Consider the following 18,674-nt stretch of genomic DNA (forward strand, 5'->3'; position numbering starts at 1 on the left):
TCAATTCGGGGTATCGGGGGCATCGTCGGACGGCTCGACCACGACCGCGTCGTTGGCCGCTTCGGTATCGATGGCGACCTTGCGCGGTGCAGCGGCCAGTGGTGCGCGCTTGAAGACTTCGGACAGCGCGCCATTGATGATGCGCTCCTTGAGCACGTCGGTGTCCATCATCAGGTCCAGCAGCGGGCCTTCCAGGATCACGTCGCCGCGCCGTTCGATGAAGCCCAGCTTGGACAGCACGCCCAGGTTCATGTCCATCCGGGTCTTCTTGCCGAGCTTGTCGCCGAAGTCCGACAGCAGCGCGGTGTACGAAATGCCGATCGAGGTGTCTTCGGCGCGCGGGATCGACGCCTCCTTGTCGAACATATCGCTTTGTTCGTCGTCGATCGTGGTGTGGGTTTCCTGGCGCTCGCGCTTGGGCAGGATGATCTGGGCCCACAGCACCACCAGCAGGGCCACGCCGTCGCGGGTCAGGCCGAAGTTATTGTTCTGCCAGATGTCCTTGGCGCCGAAGATCTTCGGCTCGACGTTGCGGTGCAGGGCCACGGTCACGTGGTCGGCATATACGTTGTCGAGCAATTTCAGGCCCGATTCGAGCAGGCGCTTGTCGACTTCGGCGCGGAACTGGTCGTCCGACAGCGCGCGCTTGACCATCTTGTCGTCGCGGCGCAGGGTCTGGTGCGTCAGCAGGCGCGCGATCAGGATTTGTGCATCGTCATTCATTGGGCGTGCCGTCCGAAGGGAGATCTAGATTGATGGAGAGGGTCGCGATCGACATGGCCGCCACTTCCGGGTCGTCGAGGGCGATCATCTCGTCGCGCGCCTCGAAGGTCAGCGGCAGGCGCGCCAGGTCGGCGGTCGCGCCCTGCAGGCTGGCCTCGGACGCGTCGCCCAGCAGCGGCAGCAGCGAGGCCCGGTAGGACGCAAGGGCGAAGCTGGCCGGCAGCAAGGACTCATGCAACTGCACCTTGCGCGGGCCGACATCCGAAAACTCGGGGAAGTTGCCCAGGTTGGCGAAGTCGGCCAGCTTGTTGATCCAGTCGTTGAGCTCGACCATCATGGCCGGGTTGTCGTTGATCGTCAGGGGCGCATCCTGGCCGCTCGGCAGACCCTTGGGGCCGGTCGAGATCACGCGCTCGGCCAGGAGCTCGGTCTCGGCCACGTCGATCATCTCGGCCGGGGTGCCGAACAGCGGCGTCACCGGGCGGTCGATCGCATCGGCCGCCAGGCTGGCCAGGTCGTCGTGGGCCAGCAGCCAGCGCTTGACGTCCGTCGTCGACAGGCCGGACTGGCCCAGGTGCACGCGCTGGCGCTCGATCTGGTTCAGCGCGCGCGAGAACATGCCCTGCATGTTCAACAGCGCGCTCTGGGCGCGCCCGATGGCCTGGGCCGCGCGGTGGGTCGCGCTGTCGGCCCGCTCGTCCGAGGTGATGGCGCGCAGGATGACCGAACCCTTCTCGACCCAGTCGCAGGCCATATGCCATTTGGCCTGCGAGGTGCGCAGGCGGAATTCGGAGCCGGAAGCGATCGCGTCGCGGAATTCCTCGGTCAGTTCGATCAGGCGGCCCAGCAGGTGTTTCAGCTGGTCGACGGTGACGCCGCCGACCGCCTGGGCGCCGGCCACCTGCGACAGCAGGAAGCCCATCTCGGCGTCGTCGTCTTCCGGCTTGCCCAGCGCCAGCAGGGTCTCGAGCGCGGACAGGACATTCCTGGCCAGCGGCGTGATGCGGTACACGGCGGCCGGCGCATCCCAGGCCAGCAGGCCATGGCTGCGCAGGCGGTTCAGCACCGTCTCCAGGCTCTCGGGGATCAGGTAGGCCAGCTTCTGGTTGATGTCGGCGCGCGAGAATGCCGAGGTGGCGGTATCGCCGGCCAGTTCGCGCAGGACGAGCAGGCGCACCAGCACGCCATCCTGGGTACCGTGGAACAGGGCCGTGAAGGCCGACAGCATCGGCTGGGCACGCTTGAGGTGGAAGACTTGCTCGATTTCATCGGGAGCGATGCCTTCCTGGAAGTGCGCCTGCAGCGGATCAAGTTCCGGCGCCAGCGCCGGGGAGTCGGCAGCGAGGGTCGCGCCGGCTTGTGGATCGATCATCGTTGTTACCAGTCTCTCGTGCGCGGTCGAGACGGGCCTGGCATGTTCAATATTAACAATATTGACATGGATGGTTGACAGGCCCGGCCGGCTTCGCGGGGGCGTCAGTATAACAGGGTGGGCAGGCCGATCAGCGATTGTCGGCCCCGACTGGCAGCCGACAATTGCGGGAAAGACACAGACTGGATTTACGGTTTGGCGATGCTCTTGAGCGTTTGTTCGATCGTTTCCTTGTCGCCTTCCGTGAAGCGGATCTTGACCGGATACCACTCATGTTCGGGCGCCAGCCACACCTCGATACTCTGGTCGCGGCTGCCCGGCAGGGCTTCGCGGCTCACCAGCACGGCGTCGACCTGGCCCAGGCCGGTGGTTACCTTCTCGCGCTTGACCACCTTGAAGGTCCAGGCTTCGGCGCTGCTGCGGCCGGCCACGAAGAACGGCCATTCCGAGCCCGGCTTGAACTTGTCGCCGGCGGCGCGCGCCACGGCGGCTAGTTGCCAGGTGATCGACACCCGGTCCTGCTCGCCGCCCTTGAGCGGATAGGTTTTTTCGCCCTCGGAGAAACTCATGCGCTTTTCGCCACGGTCGAAGGCGATCGAGGTCGGGTCCTTGCGCATGCGCTTTTCGGAAAATTCCGCCGGCGCCAGGCCGAAGTCGTCGATCGCGCCCTGGCTGCGGTTATCGAGCAGGGTGCCGAGGATGGCCACGCGCGACTCGACCCGCACATCGTACTTGCCGTCGCCGGCGCGCCAGGTGACGGTGGCGTCGCCCTTGAGCGACAGGCCGCGCTGGCGCGCGGCCAGGTCATAGTGCAGGTCGGCCGAGGGCGGCAGTTCGAAGGCGCGCTTGATCGCTGGATGCGCCGGGTTGGCGGCCTGGGCGGTGCTAGCGCCGAGGGCAAGTGCCAGCGTGAACGCCACGCCGGCTTTTCGAATGTTGTCTAGAAGCATATCAAGATCCTGAATGGTCCAAGACGATATTATTCACTGTTTGCGTGGTTACTGCTCCATTCGCTTCCGTATTGCGAATCCGCACTGGGTACCAGCCGTGTTGCGGGGCCAGCCAGATGTCGAGTGTCGACCTGTAAGAGCCGGGCACCGGCGGCCGGGTCAGATGCCAGGTTTGCAACTTGCCGAGCCTGGTGTCGATGACTTCCTGCCCCACCACATTGAAGCGGTAAACGGCGGCGTCGCGCTCTTCGCCGACAAAGATATCGATATCGCCGCTTAATTGCTTGACGTCACCGCGCGCGATCGCCGACAGCTGCAACGGCACACTGGCCTTGTCCTGGGCACCGGCCACCAGTGGATAGGCCGCTTGCGAGCTCGAGAACGTCACCCGGTTGTCGCCCCAGTTGAAATGGGTCGCCGTCAGCGAGCGGCCGCGCCGCTTTTCCGTCATCTTGATCGGCGCGAAGCCGGCCACGCCCACGGCGCCCTCGCTGGTCAGCACCACCAGGTTAACCCGCGTAAACACGACCCGGATGCCGGCCTCGACCTTGATCTGGTAGCTGTCGTCATTGGCTTGCCAGGCCAGTACCGCCTCGCCCGACCACTCGGCGCCGTCCTTGTCGGTGCGGGCGACGTCGAGCGTGATCGTGGCCGGAGGCGGCATGTCGACCTTGTAGCGGCGGATTTCCGAGACCGCCGGCGCGGCCGGCGCGGCCGGTGCCGGCGGCGTTTCCGGTGCTGGCGGCGGCGCTTCCAGCGCCGGCGTGCCGGCGCCCCCGGGAACGCCATCGGCCGCGGCCGGCGCGTTGTCCGGCGCGTTGTCCGGCGTAACACCGCTGTTTTCCGCCGGCGAGCCCAGTTCGGCCGGCAAGGGCGGAATCACGGGCAGCGGCGGCGGCTCGGCCTGCGGCAACGGCAAGGGCGCGGGCGGCGGCGGTGGCGGCGGCGCGGGGGCCGGCAAGACTTGCGCCAGGATGGTCGCCGCCCCGCCCTCGCCGGCGCCGTGGCGCGGCAGTTCCAGGTCGACGTCCAGCAGCACGCTCAGGACGATCCAGTGCAGCAATACCACCAGTGCGACCGGCAGCAGCCGGCGGCGATGCGGAAGGAGAATCGGTGCGGATTGCATACCGCTAGTGTAGCGCGGGGACGACAATGTCTGCTTGGCCGGCCGGCACCAGCCCCCGACACCCAATGATTACGGCAACCCGGCCCGCTCCAGCCCCTCCAGCAGGATGGACAGGTGTTCCGAACGGCGGATCGGCAGCCAGGCGCCGATTTCCGACAGGTAGAGGCCCGGATCGAGCTCGCGCACATGGTCGAGCGCGCGCCGCGCCTCGGGCGTGCGGCCCGCCAGCGCGTGGCTGGCCGCCAGGATCACCGCGGCCAGCAGGAAGCCGGGGAAATCGCGGCGCGCCGCCTCGGCCCAGATCGACGCGGCGTCGAAGCGCCGGTCGAACAGGTGCGCCACCGCCATCCCGGCCTGCATCCGGTACAGCTCCGGATCGAGCGGGCTCAAACGCATGGCGCGCCCCAGGTGGGCGATGGCGGCCGCGGTGTCGCCCTGCCACAGGCGCAGGTAGCCGCCCAGGTAGCGCGCTGCCGCCAGGTTCGGATTGAGCACCAGGGCCCGGTCCAGCAGGCCGATGCCGGCATGGATGTCGCCGGCCAGGTAGCCCAGCACGTGGCCGCTGCGGGTCAGGGCGACCGCGTCGCCCTTGTCCAGCTCCACCGCGCGCCGCGCCAGGCGCACCGCTTCCTGCGCATCGGCGCCGTCGCTCATCCAGCCATTGGCCCGGCGCCAGGCGTGGCACCAGGCGGCCATCGCATAGGCCGATGCGAATTCGGGGTCGGCGTCGATCGCCTGCTGGAAGAACGCCAGGCCACGCTCGCTGGTTTCGCGGCTGGCCTCGTGCAGCTCGGCCACGCCGCGCAGGTAATAGTCATAGGCGTCGAGACTGCCGGTCGGCTTGTGGCGCGCGCGTTCGATCTCGGCGCGCTCGAGTTCCGGCGCCACCGCCCCGATCACGCTCTCGGTGATCCGGTCCTGCAGCTCGAAGATATCCCCCAGCACGCCCTCGGCGCGGCCGGCCCAGTGGTGGGCGCCGGTGGTGGCGTCGATCAGCTGGCCGGTGATGCGCACCCGGTCGTTCGACTTGCGCCAGCTGCCCTCGAGCACGTAGCGCACGCCCAGCTCGCGTCCCACCTGCTTGATGTCGAGGATGCGTCCCTTGTAGGTAAAACTCGAATTGCGGGCCACCACGAACAGCCAGCGGTGGCGCGACAGCGCGGCGATGATGTCCTCGACCACGCCGTCGGCCAGGTAATCCTGCTGCGGATCGCCGCTCAGGTTCACGAACGGCAGGACCGCGATCGAGGGCTTGGCCGGCAGGGGCGGTGCGGCCGGCACCGTCGCGGCCAGCTCCGGAGCGCCGACTTCGCGCACCCCGGCGACGAAACGGAAACCCTTGCGCGCCACGGTGCGGATCACGCGCTGCTCCTTGCCGCAGTCGCCGACCGCCTTGCGTACCGCGTTGACGTGGCTGGCCAGGGTCGATTCCGACACGATGCGGCCGGCCCAGATGGTGCCCACCAGCTCGTCGCGGCTGACCACCCGTTCATGGCAGCGCGCCAGGTAGGCCAGCAGGTCGAACACCTGCGGCGCGGTGGGCACGACGGTGGACGCGCGCAGCAGTTCGCGCCGGTCCAGGTCGAGCACGCAATCCTCGAAGGCGATCAGCATGCGCGCCTCCCCCATCGATGTGGATGAAACCCCAAGCGAAAACCAATGCAAATCCAAGGCCGCGCCAAGGACTTGCGACGCGTGGCCGGCAAAGATAGTGCGTGGATCGATCGCCATGATCGACACTGATTCGAGGAGCGAGACATGAAAATAGTGGTTATCGGCGGCACCGGCCTGATCGGAGCAAATATTGTAGATCGGCTCAGCCTGAATGGTCATGAACTGGTGGTGGCATCTCCCTCGAAAGGGGTAAATACCGTCACCGGCGAAGGACTCGCCGCTGCCCTGGCCGGCGCCCAGGTCGTCATCGACGTCGCCAACTCGCCCTCGTTCGCCCCGGAGGCGGTGCTCGACTTCTTCCAGGCCTCGACCCGCAACGTGCTGGCCGCCGCCAGCGCCGCCGGCGTCGAGCACCATGTCGTGCTCTCGATCGTCGGCGTCGACCGCCTGCCGGACAACGGCTATTTTCGCGCCAAGCTGGCCCAGGAAGACCTGGTGCGGGCCTCGCGCCTGCCCTACACCATCCTGCGCGCCACGCAATTCTTCGAATTCATCGGCGGCATCGTCGACGCCGGCGAGGCCGATGGCGCCATCCGCCTGTCGCCGGCCCTGATCCAGCCGATCGCTGCCGACGACGTGAGCGCGGTGCTGGCCGACCTGGCGGTCGGGGCGCCGCTGAACCGGGTCGTCGAAGTGGGCGGACCCGACCGCTTCCCGCTCGACGAACTGGGACGCAAGCTGCTCGCCGCACGCGGCGACGCGCGCCCGGTCCGGGCCGACGTCCATGCGCGCTACTTCGGCAGCGAGCTCGATGACCGCTCGCTGGTGACCGGCTCCGGCGCGCTCACCGCGCCCACCCGATTCTTCAATTGGCTCAGCCGCGGTTCCATGATCGCGCGCCAGGCCACGCCATCATGAAACCGTGGCTCGTCCCCATCGCAACAGGCCTGCTGCTGGCCGGCTGCAGCGTCGGCCCCGACTTCGTGCGGCCCGCCGACGCCTTGCAGGCAGCGGCGCTGCAATCCCGGGCCGATCATGCGGATGGCGCGCCGGTGTCGCCGCAGCCGGTGCCCGCCCAGTGGTGGCGCCTGCTCGACGATCCGCTCCTGGCCAGCCTGCAGGAACGGGCCCAGGACGGCAACCTCGAGCTGCAAGCCGCGCTGCTGCGCATCGAGCAAAGCCGCGCGCAACTGGGGATCGCCGCCTCCCAGTTGCTGCCCACCATCGGCGCCGGCGCCAGCTATGCCCGCGAAAGACTGAGTGAGCACGGCAAGTTCGCCGCCCTCGGCGCGCCCTCCGGCCCCAGCGACTTCTGGCAACTGGCTTTCGACGCCAGCTGGGAGATCGACTTGTGGGGCCGCGCCCGGCGCGCGCGCGAAGGCGCGGCCGCGCTGCTGGACGCCTCGGTCCACGACCGCGAGGCGGTGCGCGTGGCGCTGGCGGCCGACATCGCGCGCACCTACCTGCAACTGCGCGGCACCCAGGCCCAGCTGGACATCGCGCGCGAGAACCAGGCGGTCGCCGAACGCCTGCTGCGCCTGGCCGACAACCGCGAGCGCCACGGCGTGGCGACCCGCTTCGACAGCGCCGCCGCGCGCGCCCAGCTGGCGACGGTCAACAGCACCATCCCCGACCTGGTCCAGCGCCGCAACGCCCTGCTCAATGCGCTGGCCCTGCTGCTGGGCGAACCGCCGCGCACGCTCGACGCCGAGCTGCGCGCGGCCATGCCCCTGCCCTCGCTGCCGGCCAGCCTGCCGGTCGGGCTGCCGTCGGAACTGGCGCGGCGCCGTCCCGACATCCAGCGCGCCGAAGCCCAGCTGCATGCGGCGACGGCGGCGATCGGCGTGGCCAAGGCCGATTTCTATCCGCGCATTGGTTTACGCGGACGCTTCGGCTTCGAGGCGTTCGAGAGCGGCGACCTGGCCGGCTGGGACTCGCGCTTTTTCTCGGTGGGCCCGACGGTCTACCTGCCGCTGTTCGAGGGCGGACGCCTGACCCAGCGCCTGGCCTTGAGCGAGACCGGCCAGAAAGCCGCCGCCCTGGCCTACCGCCAAACCGTCTTGCGCGCCTGGCACGAGGTCGACGACGCGCTCGACGCCCTCGCCGCCCAGCGCGGCCGGCATGCCGAGCTGACCGTGGCCTTCGAGCAGAACCGGCAGGCGCTGCACGCGGCCGAACGCGCCTACCAGGAAGGCGCCGCCGACTATATCGGCGTGCTCACCGCCCAGCGCCAGCTGCTGGCCAGCCAGAACAGCCTGGCCGCCAGCGCCACCAATGCCACCCTCACCCTGGTCAACCTGTACAAGGCGCTCGGCGGCGGCTGGACGCCTGATGCGGAAAGCCGGCCATGAGCGGCGCCGCCGCATCGAAGCGGCCGATGGCGGGCCTGCTCGGCATCTTCATCGCGGCCATGATGGCGGGGATGAACAACCGGGTCGGCGCGCTGGCGCTGGCCGACCTGCGCGGGGCCGGCGGCTTCGGCCTGGACGAGGCGTCCTGGCTGTCGACCGTGTACAACGCGGGGGAACTGATCGCCATGCCGTTCGCCGCCTGGTTCGCGATCACCCTGTCGGTGCGGCGCTTCGAGCTGTGGATGCTGAGCACCTGCGCGCTGCTGGCGGCGCTGCTGCCGTTCGTGCGCGACCTCGACCTGCTGCTGGTCTTGCGCTTCGCACAAGGCGTGGCGAGCGGCACCATGATCCCGATCCTGATGATGGCGGCCCTGAAATTCCTGCCGCCCCCGGTGCGCCTGTACGGACTGGCGCTGTACGCCATGACCGCCACCTTCGCCCCCAATCTCTCGACCTGGCTGGCCGGGAGCTGGACCGACGGCGTGGCCGACTGGCGCTGGATCTACTGGCAGAGCGTGCCGCTGGCGGCGCTGGCCGGCCTGTTGATTGGCTGGGGCCTGCCGCGCGAGCCGGTCCAGTCCGAGCGCTTCGGCCAGGCCAACTGGCTCGGGATGGCGTGCGGCGTGCCGGCCCTCGGCCTGCTGGCGCTGGTGCTCGACCAGGGCGTGCGCCTCGACTGGTTTTACTCGCCGCTGATCAATGCCGCGGCCATCGCCGGCTGCGCGCTGCTGGCGGTCTACCTGCTCAGCGAATGGCATCATCCGTCGCCCTTCATCAAGCTGCAGATCCTGGGGCGGCGCAACCTGGCGCTGGGCTTTACCGCCTTCCTGCTGCTGCTGGTGGTGCTGATGTCGGCCGCGCTGCTGCCCGCCACCCACCTGGGGCGGCTGCACGACTACCGGCCGTTCCAGCTGGCCTCGACCGGCCTGGTGGTGGCGCTGCCGCAGCTGATACTCGGGCCGGCGGTGGCCATGCTGCTGTACCAGCGCTGGGTCGATGCGCGCGTCGTGTTCGCGACCGGCCTGGGCCTGATCGCGCTGGCCTGTCAAGTCGGCGCCGGCCTCACGCCGGACTGGAACCGCGAACAGTTCGTGCTGGCCCAGACCCTGCAGGCGCTGGGCCAGCCGATGGCGGTGGTGGCGATGCTGTTCCTGATCACCAGCGTGGTCCAGCCGCCCGAAGGGCCGTATGTCTCGGGCGCGGTCAATACCCTGCGCGCCTTCGGCTCGCTGGTCGGGGCGGCGGTGGTGGGCCAGCTGATGACGGTGCGCGGGCGCTTCCATGCCGACCTGCTGATCGACCATGCCGCGCTGGCGAACGACCCGGGCCTGCCGGACGCGGCGGCGCTGGCCGGCGCCATCGGCCAGCAGGCGCTGGTGCTGTCGGTCGCCGACGCCTACCGCGTACTGGGCGTGCTGGCCCTTCTCATGATTCCGCTGGTGCTGCGCCTGACGCACATCCCGGCGCCGACCATTCCAACCAATAACCACGGATGACCATCATGGCACTACCGAAAAAAGCCCGCATCGCCAGCGCCGTGCTGCTGCTCGCAGCGGCGGCCGGCGGCCTGTACTACCTCAACGCGCCCGAATCGGGCGGCGCGACCCAGTCCACCGACAATGCCTATGTACAGGTCGACTTCACCACGGTGGCGCCCGAGGTGGCCGGCACGATCGCGGCGGTCCACGTGCGCGACAACCAGGTGGTCGAGCGCGGCGCGCTGCTGGCCACCATCGACGACCGCGACTTCGTGGTCGCGCTCGACGCCGCCAAGGCGCAGGTGGCCAGCGCGCAAGCCGGCATCGCCAGCCTGGAAGCCCACCTGGCGCAGCAGCAGAACGCGATCCGCCAGGCGCAGGCGGTGCTGGCGGCGGACGAGGCCTCGCTCAAGCTGGCCAGCATCAACCAGGCGCGCTACCGCAACCTGGCCAGCGACGGCTCGGGGTCGGTGCAGGCGCTGCAACAGGCCGAGGCCCAGTTCAGCGTCCAGTCGGCCACCCGCGACAAGAGCCGCGCCGCGCTGCAGGCGGCGCGCCAGGTGGTCGCCATCCTGGGCGCCGACCTGGAGAAGGCGCGCGCCGCGCTGCTCCAGGCCAGGTCGGCGCAGGCGGCGGCCGAACTGAAGCTGTCGTACACCCGCATCACGGCGCCGGTCGGCGGCACGGTCGGCCAGAAGGCGGTGCGGGTCGGGGCCTATGTCAATCCCGGCAAGCCGCTGCTGGCCATCGTCCCGCTCGAGGCGGTCTACATCACCGCCAATTTCCGCGAGACCCAGTTGGCGCGGGTCGCGCCCGGCCAGCCGGTGGAAATCGAGGTCGACGCCCTGCCCGGGGTGGTGTTGAAAGGCAGCGTGGACAGCCTGGGGCCGGCCAGCGGCGCCAGCTACTCGGCCGTGGCCCCGTACAACGCCACCGGTAACTTCACCAAGATCGTGCAGCGCCTGCCGGTACGCATTGCCCTCGTGCCCGGCCAGGCCGCGGCATCCAGGCTGCGCGCCGGCATGTCGGTGACGCCGACCATCCGCGTCCAGTCCTGACCCGGCGCCGACGGCAACTCAGGTGGTCGCGCCGCCGTCGACGTTGAGGGTGGCGCCGGTGATCTGGCGCGCCGCCGGGCTGGCCAGGAAAGCCACCGCGGCGGCCACGTCGCGCGGCTCGCCAAAGCGTCCCAGCGGCGTGAGCGATTTCTGGAAGTCGGCGAACTCGCCGTTGGCCGGGTTCATGTCGGTGTTGGTCGAACCGGGCTGCACCAGGTTGACCGTGATGTCGCGCGCGCCCAGTTCGCGCGCCAGGCCGCTGGTGAAGGTCTTGAGCGCGGCCTTGGTCAGGAAATACACGGTCGCGCCATCGCCCACGATGCGGTCGGCGCCGGCCGAGCCGATATTGACGATGCGCCCGCCCTGGCCCAGGTGCGGGATGGCCGCCTGCGCCGCCAGGATCGGACCGCGAATGTTTACGCCCAGCAGGGCGTCGATATCGTCCACCGCGATGTCCGCGATCGGCGCGTAGCGCGCGATGGCGGCATTGTTGACCAGGATGTCCAGGCCGCCCAGCGCCCGCGCCGCCTCGTCGACCGCGCGCCGGATCGCCGCCGGGTCGGCGCTGTCGGCCTGGATCGCGACCGCCTTGCGGCCCAGCGCTTCGATGGCCTGCACGACTTCCCGCGCCCGCTCTGCCGAGCGCTCGTAGGTGATCGCCACGTCGGCGCCCTGCTCGGCCAGCACCAGCGCGATCGCGGCGCCGATGCCGCGCGAGGCGCCGGTCACGATGGCGCGCTTGCCTTGTAAATCGGTCATGACATTCCTTTGTTTAGTGATCGATACATAAATAGTAGAAGCGGCCCCGGGCGCTGTCAACGTATTTTTATAACGATCGATATATATTTATTTCGCGGCGCCGTCGACGTATACTGTCGGCGATGCAGACTCCAGACCGATCCGACCAGGCCGATACACCGGGCGCCACCCGCGCCCGCGGGCGGCCGCGCGCCTTCGACCGCGACGCCGCCCTGGCGCAGGCGATGCGCCTGTTCTGGCAAAAAGGGTATGCCGCGACCTCGATCGCCGACCTCACGCAGGCGATGGGCATCGCCTCGCCCAGCCTGTACGCCGCCTTCGGGTCCAAGGAAGCGCTGTATGTCGAAACCCTGCACCACTATGCCGACTGCTACGGCCCGATCGGCTGGCAGAAATTTTTCGAGGGCAAGACCGCGCGCGCGGCGATCGAGGGTTGGCTGCTCGACTCGGCCAGGCTGCTCACCGGCGGCGCGGGCGACGTGCCGCTCGGCTGCATGGTGACGCTGTCGGCGGTCGGCAGCGAAGGCAATCCGGAACTCGGTGAGCTGGTGCGCGCCGGACGCGCCGCCGGGCTTGCGCGCGTCCAGGCGCGCCTCGAACAGGGCGTTGCGGACGGCGATCTCTCCCCTGGGGTCGATCTGGCTGCGCTGGCCCGCTTCGCCCACCTGGTCCAGAATGGCATGTCAATCCAGGCGCGCGACGGCGTCGGCCGCGCCGAGCTCGAAGCGGTGGCGCGCATCGCCATGCTGGGGTGGGACGCACTGGCCGGCGGCGCCTAGGGCGACTGCGCCATTTCGTGGTCCGGCGCTGCGTAATCTGCTACGCTTGCCATACAACCAACGGAGACCCCCATGCTGAATCAGCCGATGCCCGGAATGACCGATACGCTCGAATTCGTCAAGAACCTGTGGGGCGGCATGAACATCCCCGGCGCCATGCCCGGCATGGGCGCGATGCCGATGCCGGGCGCCGGCCTGTCGGTCGAAGACCTGGACAAGAAGATCGCCGACCTGAAGGCGGTCGAGTCCTGGCTCAACCTCAACCTGAGCATGCTGCGCGGCTCGATCCAGGCGCTCGAGATCCAGCGCGGCACCCTGGCCACGCTCAAGGCGATGGGCGACAGCATGGCCCAGGCCATGAGCCAGACCGGCGCCGCCAGCGACGCCGCCATGGCGCCGTTCGCGCAATTCTTCGCCCAGGCGGCGCAGGCAAGCACCCCGCCCAGAGCGGCCGATACGCCGGAGGCCCCATCGGCGCCGCCCGCGGCGCCGGCGCCGGCGCCGGCCGGCGCCGAAGGGCAAGACGCGATGGCAGCGGCCATGCCGGCCGCCGTCGCATGGTGGAACCTGCTGCAAGACCAGTTCCGCCAGGCGGTGGCCAGCGCCATGCCGCCCGAGGGCGCCGCCCCGGACAAGCCCAGCGCCCCGGCCGATGATGCCGCCGGCAAGCCAGCCGCCGCCGAGCATCCCGACGCTGGCCACGATCAGGGCAACGGCAATCCGGCCCCCGCCCGGCGCAGCGCGCGCGGCAAGGCCGACAAGGCCTAAGGACGCCGCGCGCCGCGCCCTTGATGTATCCGCTGGCGCACCGCTCCAAACCGTGCTGAACTGACCCGGCGGCCCGGCCTGTCGGGCCGCTCCCCCGTCCAGCCGGAGCGAGCGCCATGTTGCCGAGCGACCTGACCCACCTGACGCCCTCGCAGGTCGACGACCTGCGGCGCAAGCTCGCCGCCGCCGGCTGCGATCCGCCGCCCGGTGCGCGCTCGGTCGCCGAGCTGCACGATGCCTTCGCCCTGCTGCGCAAGCGCCATGCCTTGCCGGCGTCGGACCAAATCGACGCTGCGCTGCTAAGCTGCCTGGACGCCGGCGCCGGCCACCTGTTCGGCCAAGTGCTGCGCGACGAACTCGATATGCTGCGCCCCGAGCCGGACGCGCAGCGCGCCAGCGCGCTCGATGGCGCCCTGCCGCCCGACCGCGAGCGCCTGCTGGGGCGTGCCCACCACGGCATGCTGACCGGGCTGGCCCTGTCCGGGGGCGGCGTGCGCAGCGCCACGTTCAGCCTGGGCGCCCTGCAGGCGCTGGCGCGCTGCGGCCTGCTGCGCCACATCGACTACCTGTCGACCGTCTCCGGCGGCGGCTTCGTCGGCGGCTGGCTGTCCAAGTGCCTGCACGCCAGCGGCGGCGACATCGGCAAGGTGGAAAGCATGCTGGCGCCGCAGGCCGGCAGCGGCGAGGCGCCCGAGCTGCGCTTCTTGCGCCAGTACAGCAACTACCTCTCGCCCCAGGGCGGCATGTTCAGCGCCGACACCTGGACCCTGCTCGGCACCTATGTGCGCAACACGGGCCTGAACCTGGCCATGCTGGTGGCCTGGATGTGCGCCCTGCTGCTGCTGCCACGCTTTTCGGTGTGGGCCGTGCACCGGGTGGTCACGCCAGGCGGGCCATGGTCGCACCTGGCCGACATCGCCTGGATCCTGGGCGTGCTGCTGTTCCTGTGCGCCGTGTTCTGCATCGCCCTGTCGATCTCGAGCAAGCCCGAAAGCTCGCGCGGCCTGCGCCGCTTTCCGCTGTCCCAGGCCGCGGTCCTGTGGTGCATCAACCTGCCCCTGCTGCTGGCGGGCCTGCTCGGCAGCCTCGGGCTGTGGCGCCACGGCGGCGCGCCGCCGGCCACCCTGTTCCCCAGCCAGCTCGAAGGCCGCCCGTACTGGCTGCTGGCACCGGGCCTGGTGTATTTCATCGTCTGGGCCAGCGGCTGGTACCTGGCCCACGACCGCTCCAGTCCCTACCGGCGCACCGGCTACACCGTATGCGCGGCCGGCCTTGCCACCGTGCTGCTGGTGCTGCTCGAAGCCGGCCGCGCGTTCGCGCCCGAGATCGTGGCGCTGCTGCCGGCCGCCGCGGGCAAGCTGTCGCTGCTGCTGTGCGCGGCGATCGGCCTGCTGCTGGCGCTGGCCGGCTGGCTGGCCCTTTACACCCGGCTGCACGCCGACCCGCCGCTGCGCGACCTCTCGCGCGCCGAACTGGGCGAAGGCCTGTCGCATTTCCTGTGCGCGATGGGCGCGCTCACGCTCGGCACCGTGCTGCTGCTGGTCGGGATCGCCGTGTTGCCCGATCCGGTGGCGCACCCGGTGCTGAACAATGCGATCGCCCTGGCCACCTTCGGCATGCCGCTGATGATGGCGCTGTTCGCCGTCACCATGAACCTGATGATCGGCCTGGTCGGCCGCCTGTACAGCGACGCCAGCCGCGAATGGTGGAGCCGCCAGGGCGCCTGGACCGCGATCTTCGCGCTGGCCTGGCTGGCCGTGTATGGCGTCTGCTTCTTCTTCGCCCCACTGCTGCACTGGGCCTGGCTGACCTACGAGCCGTGGTCCAACCTGGGCACCGTGCTTGGCTGGCTGGCGATGACCGCCTTCGGGCTCAAGGCCGGCAGCGGCATGGCCACCGGCGCGCGCAGCGCCCCCGACCCCAGGCTCGAACTGGTGGCGCGCCTGGCGCCGTATGTGTTCACGGTCGGGATCTTCGCCCTGCTCAGCAGCCTGGTGCAGGCCACGGTCGCGCTGCCGCGCGGCGCCTGTCCCGGGCGCCAGCTGGCCTGCGTGTTCCGGGCCCACGCCGACGCCACCCTGGCCACCGACGGCGCCACCCTGCTGCTGGCCTTCGGCGGCTTCCTGGGCGCCGCCCTGCTGCTCGGCTGGCGGGTCGACATCAACAAGTTCTCGCTCTATATGCTGTACCGCAACCGGGTGGTGCGCGCCTGGTTCGGCGCCGGCAACCGCGCGCGCCGGCCGCATCCATTCACCGGCTTCGATCCGAACGACGACATGCTGCTGGCCGAACTGCGCTACGCACGCCCCTACCCGATCGTCAACACCGCGCTGAACCTGGTCGGCGGCCACGAGCTGGCATGGCAGACCCGGCGCACCGCCTCGTTCGCGTTCACGCCGCGCTGGTGCGGCTACGAGCAGCCCTCGGCATCGGCCTTTGGCTGCTACCGGCCGACCGAGCACTATGCCGCGCGTTCCGGCGTCGGCCTGGACGACGATGCCGGGGTGCGGCTCGGCATGGCGGTGGCCCTGTCCGGCGCGGCGGCCAGCCCCAATATGGGCGCCCACTCGTCGCCGCCGCTGAACTTCCTGATGACGATGTTCAATGTGCGCCTGGGGCGCTGGTGCCCCAATCCGGCGCGCCGCGCCTGGACCAGCGCCTCGCCGCCGATCGGGCTGTTCAGCCTTTTATCCGAGCTGTTCGGCCAGCTCGACAGCGACGCCGCCTATGTGCACCTGACCGATGGCGGCCACTTCGACAATCTCGGCATCTATGAACTGGTGCGGCGCCGCTGCCGGCTGGTGATCGCGGTCGATGTCGGCAGCGACCGTCATCTCGCCTTCGAAGACCTGGGCAATGCGATCCGGCGCTGCGCCACCGACCTGCATGTGCGGATCGAGCTCGACGTCTCGCGTCTGGCGCCTGACGCCGATAGCGGCATATGCGGCGCCAGCTGCGCGGCTGGCCAGATCCGCTACAGCCAGGCCGACCGCGGCGCGCCCGATGGCGTGCTGCTCTACATCAAGCCGGCAATCGTCGGCAGCGAAAACGCCGATCTGCTCAACTACCGCAAGCTGCATCCCGACTATCCGCACGAGAGCATCGCCGACCAGTGGTTCGACGAAGCCCAGTTCGAAAGCTATCGCGCACTGGGCGACCATATCGTCGACTGCGCGCTACGCGAAGCGACCCGCGCCACCGTGCGCGCCAGCGGGGAACAGGACATCGCCGCGCTGTGCGCGCGCTTGCTGGACCAGCATCGACCGCCTCCTCGTCGACCTGCCGCTCAGGCGTGATGCCGCGCGGCGTGCGCCAGCGGCGCCGGCGCCGGATGCAGCGCCAGCAGCTTGCCGAGGCAGGCCAGCGCCAGCAGCGAAAACAGCGCCGCGCTGCCCAGCGTCAGGCGGTAGTCGTGGCCCGAATGGTCGAGCAAGGGGCCGATGCAGCTGCCGACCAGGATGTTGGCGAAGGCGACCAGGATGTCCTTGCTGGCGTTGTAGCGCACGAATTCGTCGCGCGGGAACAGCGCCAGCGGCATCGCCGCCGCCGCGGTGAAGTAGGCGCCCGAGCAGATCACGTGGGCGACATAGAACCAGCGGAAGCTGGCGGCGCCGTCGACCAGCAGCCAGCCGGCCAGCGCGATCGCGAAGTACAGCGTCATCATGGCCGTGGCCACGCGCACCGCGCCGCGCCGGTCGACCAGGTGGCCGATGACGAAGGCGCTGGCGATCGATACCGCGTAGGCGGTCGCGGTCAGCTCTCCGAGCTGCGCCTTCGACAGCCCCAGGTCGAGCGCATAGTGCAGCGAAAAGGTGTTGAACGGGATGAAGGTGACCGCGGCCAGCATGAAGGCGCCGAACGCCCACAGGTAGCGGCGCTGGGCGCAGCAATGGCGCAGCTGGGTGCGCGCCAGCGCCAGCCCCCCTTGCGCCATCCGGGCATGCGCGGCCGGCGGCGGAGGCGGATAAACGCCCTCGCGCACCATCAGGCACATCAGGGGTATGGTCAGCCCGAAGATGAACGCGATGGCGACCAGGATCTCGGCCATCCAGGCCTGGCTCAGGGTAAACAGGGTCAGGTTGAAGCCGATCGCCACGCCCAGGCCGACCACCCGCACCGAGGCATAGAAGCGTCCGGCCAGGCCGAACGGCACGACGTCGGCCACCAGTCCGGCGAACAGCGCGATGGTGGTCATGGCGGCGGCGTCGAACAAGGTCCAGAACAGGCAGAAGTAGGCCAGGTCGAGCCGGCGCAGGCCGGGCGAGAAGCCGCCCAGCATGCCGTGGGTGGCGCCGGCCAGCTGCGGCGCCAGGGCCACGCACAGCATCGCGATCGCGGCCAGCGGCGCGCTCACCATCAGGTAGGGCCGGCGCCGTCCCCAGCGACTGCGGCTGCGGTCCGAATGCATGCCGATGACCGGCACCACGAGCAGGCTGATCAGGGCTGGCACGGTCGACAGCAGCATCGCCACCGCGGTGTCCGAGGCGCCGTGGTCGCGCAACACGACCAGGCCGATCGGACCGGCCCAGCGCTCGCGCACCGCGATCCCGAGCGCGCCGACCAGCAGCCAGCCCACCAGCGCGCACAAGCTCCACCTGCCATAGCGCAGGGTGCCGGCCTGCCACAGCGCGATAGTGGAGGCGCGCGGCACGGCGAGGCTAGCCTGGCGCGGGGCCGGTCGAGTCGCGCACCACCAGCTCGGTGGCGAAGGCGATGCGCGCCGCGGCCGGCGGGCGGCCCTCGATCATCTCGACCACCTCCTGCACCGCGCGTTCGGCCAGCGCCTGGTAGGGCTGGTGCATCGTGGTCAGGCGCGGGAACACATGGCTGGCGGTCGAGATATCGTCGAAGCCGACCACCGAGATATCGGCCGGCACTTTCAGGCCGCGGCTTGCGATGGCGTCGATCGCGCCAAAGGCCATCTCGTCGTTGGCGGCGAAGATGGCGCTCGGCGGCGTGGGCAGCGCGAGCAGGCGCAGGGCGGCGGCGAAGCCACCCGGCTGGTTGAACGCGCCGTCGACCACCAGCGCCGGATCGACCGCGATCCCGGCCGCCGCCAGCGCTTCGGCGTAGCCGCGTTCGCGCTCGGCGCTCTGGCCGGTGCGCTTGGTGCCGGCGATGAAGGCGATGCGGCGATGGCCGAGGCCGAGCAGGTGCTCGACCGCGGTGCGCGCGCCGGCGCGGTTTTCCAGCACGATGGTCGGTAGCGCCAGCTGGCGCGCATCGAAGAACACCAGCGCGCAATTGAGCTGCTGGCGTTCGAGCACGTCCAGGAAGCGGTCATCGGCGGTCGGCAGCAGCAGCAACAGGCCGTCGCACAGCTTGCTGAGCGTGGCGCAGGTGGTCATGCGGTCAGGACTGTCGAAGCGGTCGGCATTGAACATCAGCAGGTCGTAATCGCGCTTGCGGGCCTGCTCGCCGATGGCGCGCACCAGTTCGTGCAGCACCACCGGGCCATAGTTGTTCATGAATACGCCGATCAGCTTGCTCTTGTCGCCGCGCATGCGGCGCGCCAGCATGTCCGGCGTGTAGTTCAGCTGGGCCGCCGCCGCCATGATCCGCTCGCGCGCCGCCTCGGACACATAGCCGGTGCCGCGGATCGCGCGCGAGGCGGTGATCGGCGCGACCCCGGCCAGGCGCGCGACTTCACTCAGTTTGCTGGCTTTGGCCATCGGTTTCCTTCAATCGATCAAGTG

The 18,674-nt window shown here is 69.9% G+C and carries 15 protein-coding genes; 7 read left to right on the plus strand and 8 right to left on the minus strand.

What is annotated here, in order from left to right; genetic code table 11:
• From GNT67_RS00750 to GNT67_RS00770, 5 genes are all read right to left on the minus strand, one after another.
• Positions 1-723, minus strand: a complete 723-nt coding sequence (locus GNT67_RS00750) for a hypothetical protein (protein ID WP_159627660.1) — start codon at positions 721-723, stop codon at positions 1-3.
• Entirely contained in the window at positions 716-2,095 is a 1,380-nt protein-coding gene (locus GNT67_RS00755) for a hypothetical protein (protein WP_159627662.1), read from the minus strand. The genes GNT67_RS00750 and GNT67_RS00755 overlap by 8 nt, the downstream gene beginning before the upstream one ends.
• A 188-nt stretch (positions 2,096-2,283) precedes the next feature.
• Positions 2,284-3,045: a DUF3108 domain-containing protein gene (locus GNT67_RS00760; protein ID WP_159627664.1), complete on the minus strand. Its 762-nt coding sequence runs from the start codon at positions 3,043-3,045 to the stop codon at positions 2,284-2,286.
• A gap of 1 nt (position 3,046) precedes the next feature.
• Positions 3,047-4,171, minus strand: coding sequence for a DUF3108 domain-containing protein (locus GNT67_RS00765; protein WP_159627666.1), 1,125 nt, complete (start codon positions 4,169-4,171; stop codon positions 3,047-3,049).
• A gap of 69 nt (positions 4,172-4,240) precedes the next feature.
• Positions 4,241-5,785 (minus strand): winged helix-turn-helix domain-containing tetratricopeptide repeat protein, encoded by a 1,545-nt coding sequence (locus GNT67_RS00770; protein ID WP_159627668.1) that lies wholly within the window; start codon positions 5,783-5,785, stop codon positions 4,241-4,243.
• A 144-nt stretch (positions 5,786-5,929) separates the two neighbouring features.
• On the opposite strand from GNT67_RS00770, the gene GNT67_RS00775 reads away from it, so the two are divergent.
• From GNT67_RS00775 to GNT67_RS00790, 4 genes are read left to right on the plus strand one after another with little or no spacing between them, the layout of a single operon-like run.
• Positions 5,930-6,703 carry an SDR family oxidoreductase gene (locus GNT67_RS00775; protein ID WP_159627670.1) on the plus strand — a complete coding sequence of 258 codons (774 nt, stop codon included), beginning with the start codon at positions 5,930-5,932 and terminating at the stop codon, positions 6,701-6,703.
• Positions 6,700-8,136, plus strand: a complete 1,437-nt coding sequence (locus tag GNT67_RS00780; RefSeq protein ID WP_159627672.1) for an efflux transporter outer membrane subunit — start codon at positions 6,700-6,702, stop codon at positions 8,134-8,136. The genes GNT67_RS00775 and GNT67_RS00780 overlap by 4 nt, the downstream gene beginning before the upstream one ends.
• Positions 8,133-9,632 (plus strand): MFS transporter, encoded by a 1,500-nt coding sequence (locus GNT67_RS00785; RefSeq protein ID WP_229407871.1) that lies wholly within the window; start codon positions 8,133-8,135, stop codon positions 9,630-9,632. Before GNT67_RS00780 ends, GNT67_RS00785 begins: the two co-directional genes overlap by 4 nt.
• A gap of 5 nt (positions 9,633-9,637) precedes the next feature.
• A complete protein-coding gene (locus GNT67_RS00790) occupies positions 9,638-10,672 on the plus strand; it encodes an HlyD family secretion protein (RefSeq protein ID WP_159627674.1) in 1,035 nt (344 codons plus the stop codon).
• An 18-nt stretch (positions 10,673-10,690) separates the two neighbouring features.
• Here the strand turns inward: GNT67_RS00790 and GNT67_RS00795 are convergent, their stop codons facing one another.
• The gene (locus tag GNT67_RS00795; RefSeq protein ID WP_159627676.1) at positions 10,691-11,431 is read right to left on the minus strand and encodes an SDR family NAD(P)-dependent oxidoreductase; all 741 of its coding nucleotides are present in this window, start codon (positions 11,429-11,431) and stop codon (positions 10,691-10,693) included.
• A gap of 122 nt (positions 11,432-11,553) precedes the next feature.
• Here GNT67_RS00795 and GNT67_RS00800 point away from each other — a divergent pair, with 122 nt between their 5' ends.
• From GNT67_RS00800 to GNT67_RS00810, 3 genes are all read left to right on the plus strand, one after another.
• The gene (locus tag GNT67_RS00800; protein ID WP_159627678.1) at positions 11,554-12,210 is read left to right on the plus strand and encodes a TetR/AcrR family transcriptional regulator; all 657 of its coding nucleotides are present in this window, start codon (positions 11,554-11,556) and stop codon (positions 12,208-12,210) included.
• Between the two features lie 72 nt (positions 12,211-12,282).
• Complete coding sequence (locus GNT67_RS00805) at positions 12,283-12,978, plus strand: PhaM family polyhydroxyalkanoate granule multifunctional regulatory protein (RefSeq protein ID WP_159627680.1); 696 nt, start codon at positions 12,283-12,285, stop codon at positions 12,976-12,978.
• A gap of 116 nt (positions 12,979-13,094) precedes the next feature.
• Entirely contained in the window at positions 13,095-16,274 is a 3,180-nt protein-coding gene (locus GNT67_RS00810) for a patatin-like phospholipase family protein (RefSeq protein WP_159627682.1), read from the plus strand.
• Here the strand turns inward: GNT67_RS00810 and GNT67_RS00815 are convergent.
• Positions 16,265-17,629 carry an MFS transporter gene (locus tag GNT67_RS00815; RefSeq protein ID WP_159627684.1) on the minus strand — a complete coding sequence of 455 codons (1,365 nt, stop codon included), beginning with the start codon at positions 17,627-17,629 and terminating at the stop codon, positions 16,265-16,267. The two genes, GNT67_RS00810 and GNT67_RS00815, sit on opposite strands and share 10 nt — an antisense overlap.
• 7 nt (positions 17,630-17,636) lie before the next feature.
• Positions 17,637-18,650, minus strand: coding sequence for a LacI family DNA-binding transcriptional regulator (locus tag GNT67_RS00820; protein ID WP_159627686.1), 1,014 nt, complete (start codon positions 18,648-18,650; stop codon positions 17,637-17,639).
• Between the last annotated feature and the right edge of the window lie 24 nt (positions 18,651-18,674).

Source organism: Massilia puerhi (assembly GCF_009861485.1).